Raw genomic sequence first — 19,743 nt, 5'->3', positions numbered from 1 at the left:
ACGTGATCGCCGACGATGCCGAGGCCCTCGTCCTCGCCGCCGCGCTCGCCGACGAGTTCCGCGCCGGGGCCTCGGCCCGCGACACCGAACGCAGGCTCCCGCGCGCCGAGTTGGACCGGCTCTCCGACTCCGGACTGCTCGCCGTCACCGTGCCCGCGGAGTACGGCGGCGCCGACGTGAGCTCCCAGACCCTCGCCGAGATCTTCCGTCTGCTCGGCTCCGCCGACGGCAGCCTCGCCCAGATTCCGCAGAGCCACTTCGCCTACGTCAATGTGATCCGCCGTCAGGGCACCCCGGACCAGCGGAAGTTCTTCTTCACCGAACTCCTTGCGGGCCGCCGCCTCGGCAACGCCCAGTCGGAGGCCGGCACCAAACACGTCCAGGACATCCGCACCCGGCTGACACCCCGGCCCGACGGCTCGTACGAGCTGACCGGTGTCAAGCACTACTCCACCGGCGCCCTCTTCGCCGACTGGATCCCCGTCCTCGCCCGCACCGAGAACGACAACCTGCACGTCGCCTACGTCCCGAGCGACGCCGAGGGCGTCACGGTCGTCGACGACTGGGACGGAATGGGGCAGCGCACGACGGCCAGCGGCACGGTCCGCCTGGCGGCGGTCTCCGTCCCGGCGGACCGGGTCCTGCCCCACCACCTCACCTTCGACGGCCCCCAACTCCACGGCGCCGTAGCCCAGTTGCTGCACGCCGCCATCGACGCCGGAATCGCCGGCGGAGCGCTGGCCGAAGCGGCCGAGTTCGTACGGACGAAGAGCCGCCCGTGGTTCGAGAGCGGGGTGGAGACCGCCGCCGAGGACCCGCTGCTGATCCAGCGGTTCGGTGAACTCGCCATCCAGGTGAAGGCATCCGAGGCCCTGCTGATCCAGGCGGCCCGGGCCGTGGACGCGGCGCGCGCCGACCTGACCGACGACTCGGCGGCGGAGGCCTCCATCGCGGTGGCGGCGGCCAAGGTGCACGCGGCGCAGACGGCCGTGGAGGTGGCGGGCGCCCTGTTCGAGGTGTCCGGAACCCGCTCGGCCCTCAACTCGCTGAACCTGCACCGGCATTGGCGAGACGCCCGCACCCACACGCTGCACGACCCGGCGCGCTGGAAGATCCAGCACATCGGCAGATATGTGCTCAACGGCACCAGGCCACCCCGCCACGGCCTCCTCTAACCCACCCTCAGGACAGTCCGGATCGGAGACCCCACGTGTCCCTCACCTTCCACTGGTTCCTCCCCACCAACGGAGACAGCCGCCATGTCGTCGGCGGCGGCCACGGCACCCCCGCCACCGCCTCCGGACGGGACCGGCCGCCGACGGTCGCCTATCTGAGCCAGATCGCCCGCGCGGCGGAGGACCTGGGATTCGTGGGCGCTCTCACGCCCACCGGCGCCTGGTGCGAGGACGCGTGGCTGACCACCGCGATGGTCAGCCAGCACACCGAACGCCTGAAGTTCCTGGTCGCCTTCCGGCCCGGCTTCGTCTCCCCGACGCTCGCCGCGCAGATGGCGTCCACGTTCCAACGGCAGACCGGCGGACGATTGTTGCTCAACGTCGTCACCGGCGGCGAGAGCCACGAGCAGCGGGCCTACGGGGACTTTCTCGACAAGGACGACCGTTACCGCCGTACCGGCGAATTCCTGGAGATCGTACGGGAGTTGTGGGACGGCAAGACCGTCGATCTGGCCGGCGAGCACCTGCGGGTCGAGGACGCGAAGCTGGCGCGGCTGCCGGAGCCGGTGCCCGAGGTGTACTTCGGGGGATCCTCGCCGATCGCGGGCGAGATCGCGGCCAAGTACGTGGACGTGTACCTCACTTGGGGTGAGCCGCCGGCCCAGGTCGCGGAGAAGATCGCGTGGATCAGGGCGCTGGCGGCGAAGGAGGGGCGGACGCTTCGGTTCGGGATTCGGCTGCATGTGATCACGCGTGACACGTCGGCGGAGGCCTGGGCGGAGGCGAACCGGCTGCTCGCAGGGTTCGACTCCGAGACCGTGAAGTCCGTACAGGCCGGGCTTGCCCGGAGCGAGTCCGAGGGACAGCAGCGGATGCTGGCCCTGCACGGGGGCAGCCGGGACGGGCTGGAGATCCACCCCAATCTGTGGGCCGGGATCGGGCTGGTCCGGGGTGGGGCGGGAACGGCGTTGGTCGGCAGCCACGAGGAGGTCGCCGAGCGGATCAAGGAGTATGCGGCGCTGGGGATCGAGGAGTTCGTGCTGTCCGGGTATCCGCATCTGGAGGAGGCGTACTGGTTCGGGGAGGGCGTGCTGCCTCGATTGGCCGCGGAGGGGGTGTGGCGGCACCCGGCCGGCGGGCAGCAGCCCGCTGAGGCACAGGTGCCGTTCGCAGGTTGAGCCGTGGTCAGAACCAGTGCAGACAGTGCGGGGAGCGGTCGGCCCGGAAGAGAGCGTCTGCGAGGGCGGGCGCACCCGGCCGGTGGGCCCGGATGTGTCCCGCTCGCACGAGTGTGCTCGGGGCGGTGCCGCCGAGATAGACCGAGCCCAGGTCGCTCACGTCCAGGGACAGGTCGGGCTCCCGGCCCGTCGGGACGCAGTCGGCCTTGCCGTCCCGGACGGTCAGCAGGTAGCGGCCGTGCTCGCCGAGGAACGGGTCGTCGACGTCGAGGACGAGCTCGCCGTCCGTGGACCAGCCGCGCTCGGTCAGCGCACGCGGGACGTCCAGCAGCCGCACCCAGAGCCAGTCGGTGTCGCCGCTCACCTCTCCGGCACGGAAGTCCGTGAGCTGCCAGCGCAGCGGATGGCCGGGCGGGACGTGTTTGAACACGACCTGACTGACCAGGTCGTGGCCGAGCACGAACCGGGCCAGAGCCGTGAAGGCGGCGTCGTCAGTGGCGATGGTCTCGTCCACGGTCAGGATTTGGGAGTCGCCGAGCGTATAGCTGGCGTACCCGTCCGGGACCCCGTCGGCGTCACGGTGGACGGCGACGTAGCGAGGCTTCGGAGAGATCGGGGGCTGCCCCGCGCCCAGGGTCCACCAGCGGTGCGGCCGGGACAGCGCGCCGGGCTGCGCGCGGCGGTAGCGGTCGTAGATCTCTTCCAGGATCTCGCCGCACTCGGCACGGCGCAGCAACTCGACAGAGCCGGTCGCCGGGCCGTCGGCCGTGTCGCTCGCCCGGGGGAGGGCGAGGGCGGCCCGGTGGCGCGGCACCGTCAGCCGCTGGGTGTAGGTGGCCGGTCCGTAGCCGAACCTGCGGTAGATCAGGGCCTCGGACGCCAGCAGCACGGAGAGGGACTCCCCGCGGGCCCGCAGCTCGGTGAGCTGCCGGAGCATCATCGCGCTGAGCACGCCCTGGCGTCGGTGCGAGGGCAGCACGCCGACGGCGGTCACTCCGCTGACCGGGACGACGATCTCGCCGGGCAGGGTGAGCTCGAAGGAGTACGCGGCGGCGGTGCCGACGGGCCGTCCGTCCGCCGTCGTGGCGAGCAGGCCGCGGTCCATTTCGAGCGCCGACCACCAGAGACCGCCGCCTTCGACCGGGGTTTCCGGGAAGAGCCCGAACGCGGCATGGAGCGTGTCGACGAACACGTCGAGGTCCTCGTCGGTCGTGTTACGGATCTCCATCACTGCCGCTGCCTCCCCGGGATACTGGCACCACGTCCCGTGATGCCCCGCCACAGTGCAGCGTCGCTCCGTGACCGGGTCAAGCGAATTACGAGTCGGCCAGCGCCTTCAAATGGGCCGCTCTCGACTCCGCCGTCTGACCCTGGACCAACAGGAACAGGGCCTCGCGCGCGAGGCGTTGGGCCCTGCTCGTCACTGCCAGGGATCTGCCGCCTCCGGCCACCACGGCTGCCGCCGTGGCCGTCATCAGTACCTCGTACGCCTGTGTCCTGAGGGCCAGCCGTTCGGCCAAGTACTCGTGCGGTACCGGGTGTTCGGCCAGGGCGTAGGCCTGCTTGCGTACCTCGTCGAGGCGGGTGCGGAGTGGGTCGGCGGTGTCCTCGTCCAGCAGCGCGAGCGCCGCCTCCGCGACTCCGAACACCGCCGGTGACGCGTTCGTCGGCTTCGGGCGGTCGGTCTTCGCCCACCGCGCGTACGGCGTGCGCAGGGCCACCGCCTCCTCGGGGAGCCACAGGCCGTCCAGCTCCAGCGACACAGTCCGGGACGCGGTGAGCGCCGCCAGCCGCATCGGGGGCGAGGGGCGCAGGCCGGGTTGCTCCCGCGCCTCCGTGAACGCGAACAACGCCTCGTCCTCGTCCGTCACCCCCGCGAGCAGCATCACGTCGTTCAGACCCCACCCCGTGTACCAGGGCACCGTCCCGTCGAACCGTCGGCCGCCCCGCTCCCGCGACACCCGTACCGGGACCCGGGGATACGCCCGCAGATGTGCGTACGCCACCCCGGACATCAGCTCGCCTCGCGAGAGCGGGCCCAACAGGCTCTCCCTTACCGGCAGTTCGCTCTTCGCCAACGTCATGACCGGCGTGTGGTGCTGCGTCTTCACGAACCACGTCGAGCAGCACGCCCCGGCCAGGATCTCCGCCGTCTCCCTCGCCACCGCGCCGGGTGCCGCCGAGCCGCCGTAGGCCACGGGGGCGCTCACGCCCAGGAGACCGGACTGTTTGACCGCCTCGATGTGGGACGGCGGGACGCCCTCCTGGTCGACCTGTTCGGCGTGCGGGGTGAGGAGGTCGTCCGCCAGTCGTCGGGCGCGGGTGACGAGATCGTGGGAGGTCATGCGAGTGATTCTCCCGATCGGCCGGGCCGGTCACGCACGACGCTCCGGCCCGTGTCGTGGGACGCGGGCCGGAGCGGTGGGGACGCGATGATCAGTCCGCCGAGCGTACGGCGGGCATCGCGAGGTCGACCGGTCCTGTGGCGCCGGGGCCGGTCTTGCAGGAGTCGTGGCAGTCCTTCTCCAGGCTGCAGCACAGGGAGCAGATCGCGCCCGAGTGGAAGGGGCAGTTCGCCACGTCGGGGCGCTCGAAGTCCGTCTTGCAGACCGTGCAGGTCAGCTCGACGGCCGAGGGCAGACCGTCGGGGCCCAGCAGCGGCTCCTCCAGGTCGTCGAGGCGGGCGATGTAGTACTTGCCCTTGGTGAGGTACGCGAACAGGGGCGAGAGGACCATCGCCAGGAACAGGGCGATGAAGGGGGAGTACGCCTTGCCGTAGTCGCCGAACGCCTCGAAGTACGCGGCGATGGAGACGGCCGAGGCGATGAGCATCGAGCCGAAGCCGACCGGGTTGAAGTTGTACAGGTGGGCGCGCTTGAACTCGATGTAGGACGGGCTGAGTTTGAGCGGCTTGTTGATGACCAGGTCGGCGACGACCGCGCCGATCCAGGCGATCGCCACGTTGGAGTAGAAGCCGAGGACCGTGTTGAGGAAGCCGAAGACACCGCCCTCCATCAGGGCCAGCGCGATGCCGACGTTGAGGAAGATGTAGACCACGCGGCCCGGGTGACGGTGCGTCAGACGGGAGAAGAAGTTCGACCAGGACAGTGAACCGGAGTACGCGTTCGTCGAGTTGATCTTCACCTGGGACAGGATCACGAAGAACGTGGCCAGACCCAGGGCGACCGGAGCGGCGAAGGTCTTGAAGCCGGACACGTACTGCTGGATGGGCTCGTTGGCCTTGGCCAGACCCACACTGCCGGCGATGTAGAAGGCGAGGAAGGCGCCGCCCATCTGCTTGGCCGCGCCGAGGACCACCCAGCCCGGGCCGGCGGAGAGGACCGCGCCCCACCACTTCTTGGCGTTCTCGGGGGTCTTGTCGGGCATGAAGCGCAGGTAGTCGACCTGCTCACCGATCTGCGCGATCAGCGACAGCGCCACACCGGCGCCCGCGCCGACCCCGAGCATGCTGATGCTCGACCCGGTGGGGGAGTTGCCCGCGAAGTGCGTGAACTGCGAGAACTTGCCCGGCTCTTGGATCGCGATGGACACGAACGGCGCGACCATCAGCACCAGCCACACCGGCTGCGTCCACACCTGCATCTTGGAGAGCGCGGTCATGCCGTAGATCACCAGCGGCAGGATGATCAGCGAGCAGATCAAGTAGCCGACGGCGAGCGGGATGTGCAGGCCCAGGTCCAGGGCCTGCGCCATGATCGAGCCTTCGAGGGCGAAGAAGATGAAGGTGAAGCTGGCGTAGATGACCGACGTGAGGGTCGAGCCGAGGTAGCCGAAGCCGGCACCCCGGGTCAACAGGTCCATGTCGATGGAGTACTTGGCCGAGTAGTACGAGATCGGGATGCCGGTGAGGAAGATCGTCACCGCCGCCGCCAGGATCGCCACCATGGCGCTGGAGAAGCCGTTCGAGATCGCGATCGAGCCGCCGATGGCGAAGTCGGCGAGGTACGCGATGCCGCCGAGAGCGGTGGTGGCCACCACGTACGGCGTCCAGCGCCGGAAGGACTTCGGCGCGTAGCGCAGCGAGTAGTCCTCCAGCGTGTCGTTCTGCGCCCAGTCGTTGTAGGTCCGTCCGGCAGCCGTTGCCGGCGCCTCTTTGTCGACGATCTCCGTCACGACACTTCCCTCTTCCACGGGTGTGGGTCATCTCCCGGACGGCCCGGGGGAGTTGGACGGAAGAGTCACGCCGAATTGTTTCCCGGCCGTTTCACCCGCTTTAAATGAGAGAGCTTTCAAAATTCTTTTGGCGACGCGCGTAGATTTAATCGACACTTCCTGTGGAAACTATTCCTGCGGGAAGGTACTCTCGATCCCGGCAGGTGGGGAAGGTCAGAGTTGGGCGACGATGTCGAAGTCGAAGGCGTCCGCCCGCGCCAGATACAGCCGTTGGCGGAGGTGATTGCCGTGCAGGCGCAGTACGCCTCTCGGGCCCTCGTACGAAACCGAGCCGCCCACCGCGCACATGGCGCCCACATCGAGCGACCGCGCCCGCTCGGCCAGTGCCGCCAGCAGACGTACACCTTCGAAGCACGACTCGCCGAGACTGCCCACGACGGGTGCCTCGACGCCGAACCGGGCCGCGTAACGCCCGCTGAAATCAAGGCTTTCGGCGGTGGCGAGGGTCTCGAAGTAGCCCGCCGCCGCCCACAGTCCTTCGGTGGCCTCCGCGCCGGTGGCCAGCAGGATGTTCTCGTCCATGTGGGTGCTCAGCCGCAGACACCGCTGGTGCAACCCGTGTGCGGCGAACGCCCTGTTGAAGCGCGCCGCGTCGTCCCCCACCAGCAGCATCAGCACGGCGTCCGCCTCGCACCGCTCGACGCGGCGCAGCACCGGGCCGAACTCGTACGTGCCCAGCGGCACGAACACCTCGTCGCGCACCCGGCCGCCGCACTCCCGGGCGTAGTGGCGCGCGGCCCGGGCGGTCACCCTCGGCCACACGTAGTCGTTGCCCACCGTGCACCAGCGCCTCGCGCCGGTTTCCTCCGCCAACAGGCGCATGGCGGGCAGGAGTTGGGCCGCGTCGGTCTCGCCCGTCAGGAAGACGCCCGGTGTGCGCTCGCCGCCCTCGTACTGCGCGGTGTAGACGTACGGCACCCGGCCCGCGATGCGCGGCACCAGCGCCTTGCGGACCGCCGAGGTGTGCCAGCCGACCACCGCGTCGACGGCTCGCATCGACACCAACACCTCGACCTCGGCGGCCACTTGCTCCGCCGGGGCGCCGCCGTCCACCACGATCAGCCGGACCTCGCGGCCCAACACCCCGCCGGTGGCGTTGAGTTCCTCCACGGCGAGTTGTGCGGCCAGTTCGCAGGACGGGCCGAAGACGCCCGCCGGACCCCGCAGCGGTACGACCAGTGCCACGACCAGGGTCTTGACCGGGCCGCCGATCCGCCCGGGCGGCAGGGGATGCACCAGACACCTCCGTGAGGGCATGAGGGCACGGATAACCGGTCCCGGCCCCGGCGCCCTCGCAGAGGCTCGTAATCTGAACCGCACAGTAGACCTACCGGAAGGACAGCGGCAATGTCGTCCGTACCGTCGCCGGGCCTCGCCCACCTGCTGAGTCACGCCGAGCGGCGGATGGGCCTGCGCATGGCCGTCGTACTGGCCGAGGAGGACTGCTCGGTGGAGCAGTGGCGCGTCCTGTCGATCATCGCCGACGGCAAGGGCCGTCCGATGACCGAGATCGCCGACCAGGCCCTGATGCCCGCGCCGAGCCTGACCAAGCTGGTGGACCGGATGGTCGCCGACAACCTCGTCTACCGCCGCCCCGACCGGGCCGACCGCCGCCGCGTCCTGCTCCACCTCACCGCCCGGGGCCGCACCCTCCACCAGCGTGCCGCGCACCGCCTCCTCACCGACCAGACCCGGCTGCTCGACGCGATCGACGACCACGGCGACCTCGTACGACTGCTCGCGCGGCTCACCGCGGCCCTCGACCAAGAACCTGCGGAGGGGACCGGGGACGAACCCGCGGAGAAAATCCTGCCGGTTTCCTGAGGCGCGGTGTCGATCCGGGAACATGGCGTTCGTGTAGGAGGTGAGAGATCCCCCGAGGGACTTCGAGAACCCCCTGCGCCATGGAGGACGCCATGCAGCACTACCTGCTCAGTGTGATCACGCCGACCGACGGACAGATGCCCTCGCCCGAGGAGATGGCGGAGATCCGCCGCAAGCTGGATGTTTTCCACGACGAACTCCAGGCCGCCGGTGCCTGGGTCTTCGCCGGCGGCCTGCACGGGCCGGAGACGGCCACCGTGCTGCGCCCCAAGGACGGCGACGTGCTGATCACCGACGGCCCGTACGCCGAGGGCAAGGAGTATCTGGGCGGCCTCTGCCTGATCAAGGTGGCCGACCTGGACGCGGCCCTGGAGTGGGGCAAGCGGGCGACCTGGGCCACCACCCTGCCCGTGGAGGTGCGCCCCTTCATGAATACGTCCGAGGACTGATGGCGTTCGACACCGACATCGAGGCCGTCTTCCGTACCGAGTACGGGCGCGCGGTCTCCGTCCTGGTCCGCTTCCTCGGCGACATCGACCTCGCCGAGGAAGCGGTCCAGGACGCCTTCACCACGGCCGTACAGAAATGGCCGGAGACCGGTGTGCCGCCGAGTCCGGCCGGGTGGATCATCACGACCGCCCGCAACCGCGCGATCGACCGGCTGCGCCGCGAGTCCTCCCGGGAGGCCCGGCACGGCGAGGCCGCCCTGCTGTACGCGTCCGACGCGCCCGCCGAGGAGGGACCCGTGCGCGACGACCGGCTCCGTCTGATCTTCACCTGCTGCCACCCCGCGCTCGCCACCCAGGCACAGGTCGCGCTCACCCTGCGGCTGCTCGGCGGGCTCACCACCGCCCGGATCGCCCGCGCCTTCCTGGTGCCGGAACCGACGATGGCGCAGCGCCTGGTCCGCGCCAAGGCCAAGATCCGCGACGCGAGGATCCCGTACCGGGTGCCCCGCGACGCCGACCTCCCCGACCGGCTGGGGGGCGTGCTGGCCGTCGTCTACCTGATCTTCAACGAGGGCTACACCGGCTCGCCCGAACTGTGCGCCGAAGCCCTGCGCCTCGGCTGCCTCCTTTCCGAGCTGATGCCGGACGAGCCCGAGGTCACCGGCCTGCTCGCGCTGATGCTGCTCGTCGAGTCGCGCCGGGCCGCCCGGGAGGGCGCGAACGGCGAGCTGGTGCCGCTGCCCGAGCAGGACCGCGACCGGTGGGACGACGAGCTGATCGCCGACGGACAGTCACTCGTCCGGCGGTGCCTGCGCCTGAACAACCCCGGGCCCTACCAGATCCAGGCCGCGATCAACGCCGTGCACAGCGACGCCTCGACCGCGGACGCGACGGACTGGGGTCAGATTCTGCGGCTGTACGACCAGCTCATGGCCGTCGCGCCGAGCCCGGTCGTCGCCCTCAACCGGGCCGTCGCCGTCGCCGAGGTGGACGGCCCGCGCAAGGCCCTCGACCTCGTGGACGCGCTGGACCTCGACGACTATCACGTCCTCCACGCCGTACGCGCCGATCTGCTGCGCCGCCTGGGCCGCGACACCGAGGCCGTGCGGGCGTACGAGGCGGCCGTCGCCCGCACGGAGAGCGCGGCGGAGCGCGGCTACCTGGAACGCCGACGCGAGGAACTCGTACGCATGTGAAAGTCTCGCTGCGGAGAGTGACCTTCTCCGCACCGGAATTTATGGTGGGGCATGAAAGGTTGCTATATACACCTGACTGTCGAGACCACCCATCCACGCACCATCAGCGAGGCACCGTGAACCAGTCCAGCCCCGAGCAGCCCGCCGACATCGTGGCCCGCCTGCGCGCCACCTTCCGCACCGGCCGCACCAAACCCGTCGAGTGGCGCACCGCGCAGCTCCACCGCCTGCGCGACCTGCTCACGGAGCACGGCGACGACCTCGCCGCCGCCCTCCACGCCGACCTCGGCAAGAGCGCCGCCGAGGCCCAGCGCACCGAGATCGGCTTCACGATCCGCGAGATCGACCACACCCTCGACCACCTCGACGAGTGGCTGCGCCCCGAGTCCGCCCCCGTACCGGCCCACCTCGGCACGGACGCGACCGCCTGGACGCAGTACGACCCGCTCGGCGTCGTCCTTGTGATCGCCCCCTGGAACTACCCGGTGCAGCTGCTGCTGACCCCGGTCGTCGGCGCGCTGGCCTCGGGCAACGCGGTGGTCGTCAAGCCCAGTGAGATGGCCCCGGCCACCTCCGCCGCCATCGCCCGGCTGCTGCCCGCCTACCTGGACACCGACGCGGTCGCCGTCGTGGAGGGCGGCATCCCGGAGACCACGGCCCTGCTCGCCGAGCACTTCGACCACATCTTCTACACCGGCAACGGCGCCGTCGGCCGCATCGTCCTGCGCGCCGCCGCCGAGCACTTGACCCCGGTGGCCCTCGAACTCGGCGGCAAATCACCGGCGTTCGTCGACCGAGACGCCGATCTCGCCGTCGTCGCCGACCGGTTGGCGCGCGGCAAGTTCCTCAACGCAGGCCAGACCTGTGTGGCCCCCGACTATGTGCTCACCGACCCGGAGACCGCCGCCGCGCTCGAACCCCTGCTGGTGAGCGCCGTCGAGAAGGTCTACGGCGCGGACCCGCAGACTTCCGGCGAGTACGGCCGGATCGTCAACGAACGCCACTTCGACCGGCTCGCCGGGCTGCTCGACTCCGGCCGGGTCGTCGTCGGCGGGCGCAGCGACCGCGGCGACAAGTACATCGCGCCGACCGTGCTCGCCGACGTGGACCCGAAGGCGCCCGTCATGGCGGAGGAGATCTTCGGCCCGATCCTGCCGATCGTCACCGTCCCCGACCTCGACGCGGCGATCGCGTTCATCACCGATCGCGACAAGCCCCTTGCCCTGTACGTCTTCACGGACTCGGACGACACCCGCGCCCGGATCGCCGCCGAGACCTCCTCCGGCGCCGTCGGCTACGGCCTCCCGCTCGCCCATCTCACCGTCTCCGACCTGCCGTTCGGCGGCGTGGGTGAGAGCGGCATGGGCAACTACCACGGCCGCTACTCCATCGAGACGTTCAGCCACCGCAAGGCGCTGCTGGAGAAGCCGCTCGTCTGACCGGCGGTTCTTCTATCACCGGTCGCTTATATAAGCGACCGGTGATATTTTTGGCGCATGCACGCTTTCGATGTGCTCGGAGACCCCGTGCGCCGCCGCATCCTGGAGCTGCTCGCCGAGGGCGAGCAGCCCGCCGGCACGGTCAGTGACGTAGTCCGGCGGGAGTTCGGGATAACGCAGCCCGCGGTCTCCCAGCATCTGAAGGTGCTGCGGGAGAACGGTTTCGCGACGGTACGGCCGGACGGCACCCGGCGCCTCTACGCGGTCGACTCCGAGCCGCTGCGGGACATCGACGCCTGGCTCGATCAGTTCCGTCGCTTCTGGACCCCGCATCTGGACGCCCTGGCAACCGAGTTGGCCCGGGGAAAGCGTGAGCGCCGGCTCCGCGAGGCCGACGACGACACCCCGAGGAGCACCCCGTGATCGACGTGACCCACCAGATCAACTCCGTGAGCCGCCGCGTCGGCCGCCGCGACTTCCAGGCGGGCGAGGCCCGTGTGATCACCATCGGCCAGTCCTACGACTCACCGCCCGAGGACGTGTGGGACGCCTGCACCAACCCCGAGCGCATCCCACGCTGGTTCCTGCCGGTCACCGGCGAGCTGCGGCTGGGCGGAAAGTATCAGTTGCAGGGCAACGCGGGCGGGACCGTCGAGCGCTGCGACCCGCCCAACAGCTTCTTCGCGACCTGGGAGTTCGGCGGCGAAGTCAGCTGGATCGAGCTGCGGTTGACGCCCGAGGGCGACGGAACGCGCTTCGAGCTGGAGCACATCGCCCATGTCGACGACACGAAGTGGGCCGAGTTCGGGCCCGGCGCGGTGGGCGTCGGCTGGGACTCGATCCTCCTGGGGCTCGACGGCAATCTGTCGGGCGCCGGTTCCGTGAAGCCCGAGGACGCCATGGCCTGGCTGGCGTCCGAGGAGGGCCGCCGCTTCGTCACGTTGAGCAGCGAGGCGTGGTTCGCGGCCAACGTGGCGAGCGGAGAGGACGAGTCGGTGGCCCGCGCGTCCGCAGACCGGACCACGGCCGCCTATACGGGGACCGGGAGTTGAGAGTCACAGCGGCCGAAGAGCTGACCCGGGACCGATCACCGTTGTAGCGTGCGCGCGGGAAGTCACGCGTGATCGGAGCCAGGGATGAGTGTCGGCGGCGAGACGGTGTTGGTGACCGGCGGCAGCGGATTCGTCGGCAGCCATCTGGTCCGGCAACTGCTGGAGCGCGACTACCGGGTGCACACCACTGTGCGGTCCCTCGGCAACGAGGCGAAAGTCGCGCCGCTGCGGGCCATGCAGGACCAATTCCCGGGCGCCCTGGAGCTGTTCGAGGCCGATCTGCTGGCGGAGGGCTCCTTCGACGCGGCGATGGACGGCTGCCGGGTCGTGTTCCATGTGGCCTCGCCGTTCCTGATGCCGGAGAAGATCAAGGACGGTCGGAAGGACGTCGTCGAACCCGCGCTCACCGGCACGCGGAACGTCCTCGCCGGCATCGAACGCACGCCCACCGTCGAGAAGTTGGTGTTCACCTCGACGGTCGGCGCGATCTTCGGGGACTACGCCGACGTCCGGGCGATGAAGGACGAGATCCTCTCCGAGGACTACGTCAACACCACCAGCACGGTCGAGAACAACCCGTACCACTACGCCAAGACGGTCGCCGAACGCGCCGCCTGGGACGCGGCTCACGCGCAGGACCGCTGGCGCATGGTCTCCGTCAACCCCGGTCTGATCCTGGGGCCTTCACTGACCCCGGCCTCCGACTCCGGCAGCCTGTTCCTCCTCGAAGAACTCTTCAAGGGGTACTTCTTCTACGGGGCACCCGACTTCAGCTTCACCGTCGCCGATGTGCGGGATGTCGCGAGCGCGCACATCGCGGCGGCCGAACGCCCCGAGGCGCACGGCCGTTACATCGTCGCCGAGACCCGGATGGCGTCCTTCCTCGACATGTCACGAGCCCTGCGGCAGCGCTTCCCGCACAACTACCGGCTGCCCGGGCACGGCCTCCCGCACTGGCCGGTGCGCATCCTGGGTCCCGCGTTCGGGCTCACCCAGGACTACATCCGCAAGCACCTCGGGATCAGGTTCACGGTCGACAACCGGCGCGGAGTGGAGGAACTGGGCATCCACTACCGGCCGTTGGAGGAAACGCTTGTCGATCACTACCTGGCGTGGCGGCAGTTGAGGGAATCGAGCTGACCGGTGCCCCGTCCTTCGCCGTTCACCCCACCGACCGTTCACCCCTCTTGACTGGTTCAGACCAGAGGCGCTTGGGTGTGGCCCGATCACCTTTCCGGTGTCATGAGCCTGACCACACTCAACCGAAGGGCACCCATGCGAACCCCCCACGCCCTGCTGGCCATCACCGCAGCGCTGGCCGCCACCCTCGTCGCCCCACCGGCCGGCGCCGCCGACGCGGTCCCGGCCCCCGGCACCTACTACGTCCAGAGCGCCACCACCGGGCTCAACGCGGCCGACAAGGGGGGAGCGGTGGAGCAGCACAACCCCAAGGGCAACGAGGACCACCAGCAGTGGAACCTCAAGGCGAGCGGATCCTCGTACGTCCTGGAGAGCACCGACACGGCCGGCAGCTGCCTCGGCCGCTCGGGCGCCCAGGCGAAAACCGTCGCCTGCACGAGCGCCGACGCGGCCTGGCAGATCACGGCGACCGGCGGTGACCAGTACACCCTCCAAGTGCCGGGCACGGCAAGCTACTTGACCGTGGCCGCCAGGCCCTCCGGCGCCAACTACCCGGCCCAGCTGGCCATCGGCTCCTCCGGCGGCCTCGCCTCCTGGTACCTGACCCCGATCACCTCACCCACCAAGCCGATCCCCGCCCAGGACCAACGCACCCTCGACCAGGTCACGTTCCTCACCGCGCACAACGCCTACGCCAACGGAGTCGACGGCGGCTTCGCCCCGCCCTTCGTGAACTTCTTCCCGAACCAGTCCCGCGGCATCAACCAGCAACTCTCCGACGGCGTACGGGGGTTCATGCTGGACATCCACCAGACCTCCGACGGCGCCATCCTCTGCCACGACAGCTGCACCCTGGTCAGCAGTCCGGTCGCCCTGAACGTCGACCTCCAGCGCATGGTGGACTTCCTCAAGGCGCACCCCGACCAGTTCGTCACGGTCTTCCTGGAGGACTACGTCGACCCGGGCGTCCTGCGCAGTGAACTCGCCCGCGTGAACGGCCTGTACGACGTGCTGTACCGCCCCGACCAGACCGGCGTGAAGCAGAACGGCTGGCCGAAGATGGCCGACCTGATCGCGGCCAACCACCGCCTGCTGATCTTCACCGACCACAGCCGTGCCTCCGACGAGTCCGCCGGACTGACCCGGGACAGCTTCGGCGTGATGTACCAGCGCGAGTGGACCGTCGAGAACTACTGGTCCATGGGCTCCGGCGCGAGCTCCTCCGACTGGTCCTGCTACAGCCGCTGGTACGGCAGCGACCTCAACGTCCCGCTCACCCAGACGTATTCGGGGTTCCGCCCGCTGTTCGTCATGAACCACTTCCGTGACGCCACCATCGCGGGGACGGCGCAGACCGACAACACCAAGGTTCTCGACCGGGCCCAGCGGTTCTGCCAGCCGGCCGCCCGCAAGAAGCCCAACTTCCTCGCCGTGGACCGCTACGACCTCGGCGACCCGGCCTCCGCCGTCAACAGCCTGAACACCTACACGTATCCGTAAAGCGCGGGTGGCCGCGCCGCGCGTATGTGCGAAACTCCGCTGATGACCTCAGCGAAGATCACCGCCGCAGCCGCGGGCACCTGGAAACTCGGCGACCTGACCGTCAACCGCATCGGCTTCGGCGCGATGCGGCTGACGGGCAGTGCCGCCTTCAACCTCGGCACGCCGAGCGACCGCGACCAGTCGATCGCCGTGCTGCGCAAGGCAGTTGAGCTCGGTGTGAACCACATCGACACGGCCGCCTTCTACTTCTCGACGCTGCGGTCGGCCAACGAACTCATCAACACCGCGCTCGCCCCCTACCCCGACGACCTCGTGATCGCCACGAAGGTCGGCCCCTTCCGCACCTACTCGGGGGAGTGGGGCAGTGCGGCACGCCCCGACGACCTGCGCGGTCACGTCGAGGAGAACCTGCGCCAGCTCGGGCGCGACCAGCTCGACGTGGTCTATCTGCGCCGGATGGGGCAGGACTCGATCGCCGAGCACTTCGGCGCGCTCGCCGAACTTCAGGAGGAGGGCCTGGTCCGGCACCTCGCGCTCTCCGACGTCGAGCCCCGGCACCTCGCCGAGGCGCAGGAGATCGCCCCGGTGGTGAGCGTGCAGAACCGGTTCGCGCTCGACTCGTACAAAGCCGAGACCGACGACATGCTGCGGATCTGCGGCGAACAGGGCATCGCGTTCGTGCCGTTCTTCGCCATCGCGGGCGCCGGCGGGGCGAGGAGCGCGACCACCGCCCACGACGACGAGGTCCTGGCCGTCGCGGAGGCCCACGACACCAGCCCCGCCCAGATCCGCCTGGCCTGGACCCTGGCCCAGGGTCCGCACGTCCTCGCCATCCCCGGCACGGGCAACCCCGACCACCTCACCGAGAACGTGGCGACGGGGGCGATCCGGCTGACCGAGGACGAGTTGACCCGGCTCAACGAGCTGCACAGCAAGGCGGGTTGAGCGAGGGCGGGGCTCAGGCCACCCAGGTGCCGTCCCGCATCAGATGGCGCTGGGGCAGCTCGGGCACCTCGTGCCACGCCTGGACGGCCAGTGGCCGTACCCGGAAGAAGGAGTAGGGCGCGCGCTCCGCTCGGGGATCCCAGCCGTACTTCGCGTGGAAGGCGTCGGCAGCGGCGGCCGGGACGTCCTCGGCGGCGAAGGCCGTGGCCTCGCCGTCGATGAGCACGACGTCCCGGGTGTCCGCGAAGGCGAGCCGGGTCCGCCGACCGTCACTCAGATTGCGGCCCGTGGGGTTGGTGGGCCGGGTGCACAGCCAGACGGCCTGCCCGTCCCAGAGGAACCACAGCGGGACCAGACAGGGCAGCCCGTCGGCGTCCGCCGAGGCCACCCAGATGTCCAACTCCCGCTCCAGCCGCGCCAGTACGTCACGCCTGCGCTCCTCGGGGCCGCGGGGCGGCACGGTGATCTTCATGCCCGGGACGCTACCGGCGGCGCCCGCGCGGCGCCTCGGGCCGGGGTCGTAGGACCTCGGACCGAGGCGCCGTGGCGTCAGCCCAGCGGGGCGTGTGGGCAAGGCGCTGTGGCGTCAGCCCAGTTGTGCGTGCAGGAAGGGCACCGTGCTCGCCCAGGCGCGGGTCGCGGAGTCGGCGTCGTAGACCGGGCGGCCGTCGTTGAAGAAGGCGTGGTTCGCCGGGTAGAGGCGCAGGTCCGCGGTGATGCCGGACTGCCGCTCGACGGTCTCGCGCAGGGCGTCGAGGCTCTTCGCGGGGATGCTCTCGTCCAACTCGCCGTAGTGGCCGAGGATTTGGGCCTTCAGCCCGGTGAAGTCGGGCAGCTCGCCCTGGATCACGCCGTAGAACGGCACCGCCGCGCTGACCCGCGGGTCGGCCGCGGCCAGGTACAGGACGAAGCCGCCGCCCATGCAGAAGCCGACCGCGCCGACCGTGTCCGAGGTGACCTCGGGCAGGGACAGCAGGTGGTCGACCGCGCCGGAGAGCAGTTCGACACCGCGGGCGACCGGGAGGGCCCGCATCATCCGCAGCGCCTCGTCGCTCTCGTGCGCCACGTTCCCGCCGTACAGGTCGGGGGCGAACGCGACGAAGCCCTCCTGGGCGAGCCGGTCGGCCACGTCGGCGATGTGGTCGGTCAGGCCCCACCACTCCTGGATGACGATCACGCCCGGCCCGCTCCCGGACGGCGGCAGCGCGAGATAGCCGTGGGCGGTGCCCCCGGCACTGGGAAAGGTGACGTTCTGACGGGCCGGGGCTCCGGTCGACTTCGGCAGCTCGGAGGACATGGCGCTCAACTCCTGTACGGCGGTGCTCGATGGGGGAGTGCCGGGGCGGGCTCGACACATTCGCAAGCCTGCCACGGCCGGGACCGGACACTGCTTTGGCCCTTCCGTCCGTCATCCGGACGTGGTTCCCACCTCCGGTTCCCGACCCATGCGCACCACCCGCCCCGCGGCCACCTTCTGCAGCAGCCCGTACGCCAGCACCGGCAGCAGGATGTGCGGGCGGTCGGGCAGGGTCGTCGTGATGAGCACCGCGCTCGCGCTGCTGTTGTTCATCCCGCAGGCCAGCGTCACCGAGGCACCGGACCGGGCGTCGAGGCGCAGCGCCCACGAGGCCACCCGCCCGAGCGTGAAGGACAGCCCGCACACCGTCGCGGCGACGCCGAGCGCGGCCAGCAGGAGGACCGGGCGCGGATGGAGCAGGAAAGGCCCGAGCACACCGCTCGCGTTGACGTACGTCAGCAGCAGCGAACCCGGCAGGGCGGCGGGCACGGCCGTGCGGAGAAGCACGTCCAGCGCGCGCGGGGGCAGCGCGAGCCGGCACAGGACGCCCGCCGCACAGGGCAGCACCACGGAGGTGAGGGCGAAGGCGTTCCCGGCCGACTGCGCGGCCACGGCGAGTCTGCTCGCGTAGTCCCCCTGGAGCAGCGGACACAGCACGGCCAGGGTGAGCGGGACGGTCAGCGGACTGACCAGGGTGGAGGCGAGCACCAGGCCGACGGCCGTGGGCTGGTCGCCGTCCCCCTTCGCGGTCCACACCGTCGCCCCGGCGGCCACCGGCATGGCCACGACCAGGATCATCGCGGCGATCATGCCGCTGCCGCCGTCGTGGTCCGGGGACAGGCGCAGCGCGAGAGCCACCCCCGGGACGATCAGCAGCGGCACCAGGATGTGCAGCGCGAGGCCGGCGAGCAGCGCGACGGGGTGCCGTACCAGCAACCGCAGCTCACGCAGCGGCACCTGGAGACCGGCGCCGAACAGGACCAGGGCGAGGAGCAACTGCGGGGTGCGCAGGGGCAGTTCGGCGATACCCGTGGCGTGCGGGGAGCGGAGCCACAGGCCGGGGCCCGGCAGCACCGCCGCCGCGACATACGTCACGGCGACGGCCCGTCCGAGGTGGCGGCGCAGCAGGGCGAGGGGGCGGGGTGCGGAGGGATTCCCGGCGGGTCGGGGACACATCGTGGCGCTCTTCCGTCGTAGGGCCTGGGCGGAGACGGAACGCCGGTATCGCCTGGAAGTTCGTCGACACGCGCTGGGGGATGACTGTCCGAAGCCCTGCGGTCATCGTCGACGGTCCCTTCCATAATGGGCAGACGGGAATGGGCACACAGGTGCGGTGACGACACGGCACCCGAGTGACTACAATTCTGTAGACGGTCTACTGGACTGTAGACGAGGACGGGGTGAGGATCGTTCCCATGGCCGACGCGAAGGACGAACGCCGACCGGCGGGTGAGCTGGAGGCCACCGTCATGGCCGCCCTCTGGGCCGCCGGCGACCCGCAGACCCCCGGAGAGGTGCAGCTGAGCCTCGGCACGGGCCTGGCCCGCACCACGGTGACGACGATCCTGACCCGGCTGCACGACAAGGGTGTCGTCGACCGAAGGCGCCAGGGCCGCGGCTACGCCTACTTCCCGGTCCAGGACGCGCAGGGCCTCACCGCCCGCCGTATGCACACCGAACTCGACCGGGACGGCGACCGGGAGACCGTCCTCGCCCGCTTCGTCGCCCAGCTCGGCCCCGACGACGAACGCGTCCTGCGCGACCTCCTCGAATCCGGCGAACAGTGAAGCGGGGCGAAGCGCGGAATCCGGTGAGTGATGGGATTCGGTGAGCGATGATCGCCCTCCTGCTCCTCCCGCTCGCGCTGCCGTTCGCGCTACGGTCACCGGCCCGGCGCGCCCTGGAGCGGCTCACGCCGGTCGCCGCGCTGTGGCTGCTCACCGGCTCCGCCGTGATCGCGGCCGGCTGCACCCTCACCGCGCTCGGCGCGTTCGTCCTGACCGGTCTGCTCCGACTGCCGTTGTTCGCGTCACTCGGCGAACTGGTCCACCCGCTGCGCACCTCCTACGGCGGTCTCGTCCCGCCGGCGGCCTTGCTGTCCGCCGGTGCGCTCGTCGGGTGCGCCTGGGCGCTGACCCGGTGGGCGCTGTACCAGTCCCGTGCCTTCCGCGTCGCCCGCACGCAGGCCGGACGCGGGCCCGTCGCGGGTGACCTGTGCGTGGTCGACTCCCCGCACCCGGACGCGTATGCCCTGCCCGGGAGACCGCACCGCATCGTCGTCACCACCGGAATGCTGCGCAGCCTCGACGCCGCCGAGCGCGAGGCGCTGTTCGCGCACGAGCGGGCGCACA

20 protein-coding genes are annotated in these 19,743 nt (G+C 70.4%); 13 read left to right on the top strand and 7 right to left on the bottom strand.

The window, feature by feature from the left end; all coding sequences use genetic code 11:
• Window positions 1–2 precede the first annotated feature (2 nt).
• The gene (locus R6V09_RS21255) at window positions 3–1,175 is read left to right on the top strand and encodes an SfnB family sulfur acquisition oxidoreductase (RefSeq protein WP_317883007.1); all 1,173 of its coding nucleotides are present in this window, start codon (window positions 3–5) and stop codon (window positions 1,173–1,175) included.
• A gap of 35 nt (window positions 1,176–1,210) precedes the next feature.
• Window positions 1,211–2,353, top strand: a complete 1,143-nt coding sequence (locus R6V09_RS21250) for an LLM class flavin-dependent oxidoreductase (RefSeq protein WP_317883006.1) — start codon at window positions 1,211–1,213, stop codon at window positions 2,351–2,353.
• A 7-nt stretch (window positions 2,354–2,360) separates the two neighbouring features.
• Here R6V09_RS21250 and R6V09_RS21245 read toward each other — a convergent pair whose 3' ends face one another.
• The 4 genes from R6V09_RS21245 to R6V09_RS21230 form a co-directional block, all read right to left on the bottom strand.
• Window positions 2,361–3,581 (bottom strand): GNAT family N-acetyltransferase, encoded by a 1,221-nt coding sequence (locus tag R6V09_RS21245; RefSeq protein ID WP_317883005.1) that lies wholly within the window; start codon window positions 3,579–3,581, stop codon window positions 2,361–2,363.
• 88 nt (window positions 3,582–3,669) lie between these two features.
• Window positions 3,670–4,698: an acyl-CoA dehydrogenase family protein gene (locus R6V09_RS21240; RefSeq protein WP_317883004.1), complete on the bottom strand. Its 1,029-nt coding sequence runs from the start codon at window positions 4,696–4,698 to the stop codon at window positions 3,670–3,672.
• 91 nt (window positions 4,699–4,789) lie between these two features.
• The gene (locus tag R6V09_RS21235) at window positions 4,790–6,487 is read right to left on the bottom strand and encodes a purine-cytosine permease family protein (protein ID WP_317883003.1); all 1,698 of its coding nucleotides are present in this window, start codon (window positions 6,485–6,487) and stop codon (window positions 4,790–4,792) included.
• Window positions 6,488–6,700: 213 nt separating this feature from the next.
• Window positions 6,701–7,783, bottom strand: coding sequence for a substrate-binding domain-containing protein (locus R6V09_RS21230; protein WP_317883002.1), 1,083 nt, complete (start codon window positions 7,781–7,783; stop codon window positions 6,701–6,703).
• A 111-nt stretch (window positions 7,784–7,894) separates the two neighbouring features.
• Between R6V09_RS21230 and R6V09_RS21225 the strand changes: the two genes are divergently transcribed.
• The 9 genes from R6V09_RS21225 (at window position 7,895) to R6V09_RS21185 (ending at window position 16,095) form a co-directional block, all read left to right on the top strand.
• Window positions 7,895–8,371 carry a MarR family winged helix-turn-helix transcriptional regulator gene (locus R6V09_RS21225; RefSeq protein ID WP_317883001.1) on the top strand — a complete coding sequence of 159 codons (477 nt, stop codon included), beginning with the start codon at window positions 7,895–7,897 and terminating at the stop codon, window positions 8,369–8,371.
• A gap of 92 nt (window positions 8,372–8,463) precedes the next feature.
• Window positions 8,464–8,820 carry a YciI family protein gene (locus R6V09_RS21220; protein ID WP_200709633.1) on the top strand — a complete coding sequence of 119 codons (357 nt, stop codon included), beginning with the start codon at window positions 8,464–8,466 and terminating at the stop codon, window positions 8,818–8,820.
• Window positions 8,820–10,016 (top strand): RNA polymerase sigma factor, encoded by a 1,197-nt coding sequence (locus R6V09_RS21215; RefSeq protein ID WP_317883000.1) that lies wholly within the window; start codon window positions 8,820–8,822, stop codon window positions 10,014–10,016. Before R6V09_RS21220 ends, R6V09_RS21215 begins: the two co-directional genes overlap by 1 nt.
• Window positions 10,017–10,057: 41 nt before the next feature.
• Window positions 10,058–11,455 carry an aldehyde dehydrogenase family protein gene (locus R6V09_RS21210; RefSeq protein ID WP_317883008.1) on the top strand — a complete coding sequence of 466 codons (1,398 nt, stop codon included), beginning with the start codon at window positions 10,058–10,060 and terminating at the stop codon, window positions 11,453–11,455.
• A gap of 57 nt (window positions 11,456–11,512) precedes the next feature.
• Window positions 11,513–11,878 (top strand): ArsR/SmtB family transcription factor, encoded by a 366-nt coding sequence (locus R6V09_RS21205; protein ID WP_317882999.1) that lies wholly within the window; start codon window positions 11,513–11,515, stop codon window positions 11,876–11,878.
• Window positions 11,875–12,507 carry an SRPBCC family protein gene (locus R6V09_RS21200; RefSeq protein ID WP_317882998.1) on the top strand — a complete coding sequence of 211 codons (633 nt, stop codon included), beginning with the start codon at window positions 11,875–11,877 and terminating at the stop codon, window positions 12,505–12,507. Before R6V09_RS21205 ends, R6V09_RS21200 begins: the two co-directional genes overlap by 4 nt.
• Window positions 12,508–12,591: 84 nt before the next feature.
• Window positions 12,592–13,647 carry an NAD-dependent epimerase/dehydratase family protein gene (locus tag R6V09_RS21195; RefSeq protein ID WP_317882997.1) on the top strand — a complete coding sequence of 352 codons (1,056 nt, stop codon included), beginning with the start codon at window positions 12,592–12,594 and terminating at the stop codon, window positions 13,645–13,647.
• Window positions 13,648–13,782: 135 nt separating this feature from the next.
• The gene (locus tag R6V09_RS21190) at window positions 13,783–15,147 is read left to right on the top strand and encodes an RICIN domain-containing protein (RefSeq protein ID WP_317882996.1); all 1,365 of its coding nucleotides are present in this window, start codon (window positions 13,783–13,785) and stop codon (window positions 15,145–15,147) included.
• Window positions 15,148–15,189: 42 nt separating this feature from the next.
• A complete protein-coding gene (locus R6V09_RS21185) occupies window positions 15,190–16,095 on the top strand; it encodes an aldo/keto reductase (RefSeq protein ID WP_317882995.1) in 906 nt (301 codons plus the stop codon).
• Window positions 16,096–16,108: 13 nt separating this feature from the next.
• Here R6V09_RS21185 and R6V09_RS21180 read toward each other — a convergent pair whose 3' ends face one another.
• The 3 genes from R6V09_RS21180 to R6V09_RS21170 form a co-directional block, all read right to left on the bottom strand.
• Window positions 16,109–16,567 (bottom strand): pyridoxamine 5'-phosphate oxidase family protein, encoded by a 459-nt coding sequence (locus R6V09_RS21180; RefSeq protein WP_317882994.1) that lies wholly within the window; start codon window positions 16,565–16,567, stop codon window positions 16,109–16,111.
• A gap of 114 nt (window positions 16,568–16,681) precedes the next feature.
• Complete coding sequence (locus tag R6V09_RS21175) at window positions 16,682–17,392, bottom strand: dienelactone hydrolase family protein (protein WP_317882993.1); 711 nt, start codon at window positions 17,390–17,392, stop codon at window positions 16,682–16,684.
• A 111-nt stretch (window positions 17,393–17,503) separates the two neighbouring features.
• The gene (locus tag R6V09_RS21170; protein WP_317882992.1) at window positions 17,504–18,568 is read right to left on the bottom strand and encodes a sodium-dependent transporter; all 1,065 of its coding nucleotides are present in this window, start codon (window positions 18,566–18,568) and stop codon (window positions 17,504–17,506) included.
• Between the two features lie 239 nt (window positions 18,569–18,807).
• On the opposite strand from R6V09_RS21170, the gene R6V09_RS21165 reads away from it, so the two are divergent.
• Both R6V09_RS21165 and R6V09_RS21160 read left to right on the top strand, forming a co-directional pair.
• Entirely contained in the window at window positions 18,808–19,179 is a 372-nt protein-coding gene (locus tag R6V09_RS21165; protein WP_317882991.1) for a BlaI/MecI/CopY family transcriptional regulator, read from the top strand.
• 47 nt (window positions 19,180–19,226) lie between these two features.
• Window positions 19,227–19,743, top strand: a 517-nt coding sequence (locus tag R6V09_RS21160; protein WP_317882990.1) for a M48 family metalloprotease, incomplete at its 3' end; no start/stop codon positions are given.

It is taken from the genome of Streptomyces sp. W16 (genome assembly GCF_033194735.1).
Taxonomy (GTDB): Bacteria; Actinomycetota; Actinomycetes; order Streptomycetales; family Streptomycetaceae; genus Streptomyces.
This window is presented reverse-complemented; position numbering and strand designations above follow the sequence as displayed.

Coding starts and splice junctions, on each gene's coding strand:
- R6V09_RS21245 (WP_317883005.1), bottom strand. CDS start 3,581: ATGGAGATCCGTAACACGACCGACGAGGACCTCGACGTGTTCGTCGAC.
- R6V09_RS21240 (WP_317883004.1), bottom strand. CDS start 4,698: ATGACCTCCCACGATCTCGTCACCCGCGCCCGACGACTGGCGGACGAC.
- R6V09_RS21225 (WP_317883001.1), top strand. CDS start 7,895: ATGTCGTCCGTACCGTCGCCGGGCCTCGCCCACCTGCTGAGTCACGCC.
- R6V09_RS21220 (WP_200709633.1), top strand. CDS start 8,464: ATGCAGCACTACCTGCTCAGTGTGATCACGCCGACCGACGGACAGATG.
- R6V09_RS21215 (WP_317883000.1), top strand. CDS start 8,820: ATGGCGTTCGACACCGACATCGAGGCCGTCTTCCGTACCGAGTACGGG.
- R6V09_RS21210 (WP_317883008.1), top strand. CDS start 10,058: ATGGTGGGGCATGAAAGGTTGCTATATACACCTGACTGTCGAGACCAC.
- R6V09_RS21205 (WP_317882999.1), top strand. CDS start 11,513: ATGCACGCTTTCGATGTGCTCGGAGACCCCGTGCGCCGCCGCATCCTG.
- R6V09_RS21195 (WP_317882997.1), top strand. CDS start 12,592: ATGAGTGTCGGCGGCGAGACGGTGTTGGTGACCGGCGGCAGCGGATTC.
- R6V09_RS21190 (WP_317882996.1), top strand. CDS start 13,783: ATGCGAACCCCCCACGCCCTGCTGGCCATCACCGCAGCGCTGGCCGCC.
- R6V09_RS21185 (WP_317882995.1), top strand. CDS start 15,190: ATGACCTCAGCGAAGATCACCGCCGCAGCCGCGGGCACCTGGAAACTC.
- R6V09_RS21180 (WP_317882994.1), bottom strand. CDS start 16,567: ATGAAGATCACCGTGCCGCCCCGCGGCCCCGAGGAGCGCAGGCGTGAC.
- R6V09_RS21175 (WP_317882993.1), bottom strand. CDS start 17,392: ATGTCCTCCGAGCTGCCGAAGTCGACCGGAGCCCCGGCCCGTCAGAAC.
- R6V09_RS21170 (WP_317882992.1), bottom strand. CDS start 18,568: ATGTGTCCCCGACCCGCCGGGAATCCCTCCGCACCCCGCCCCCTCGCC.
- R6V09_RS21165 (WP_317882991.1), top strand. CDS start 18,808: ATGGCCGACGCGAAGGACGAACGCCGACCGGCGGGTGAGCTGGAGGCC.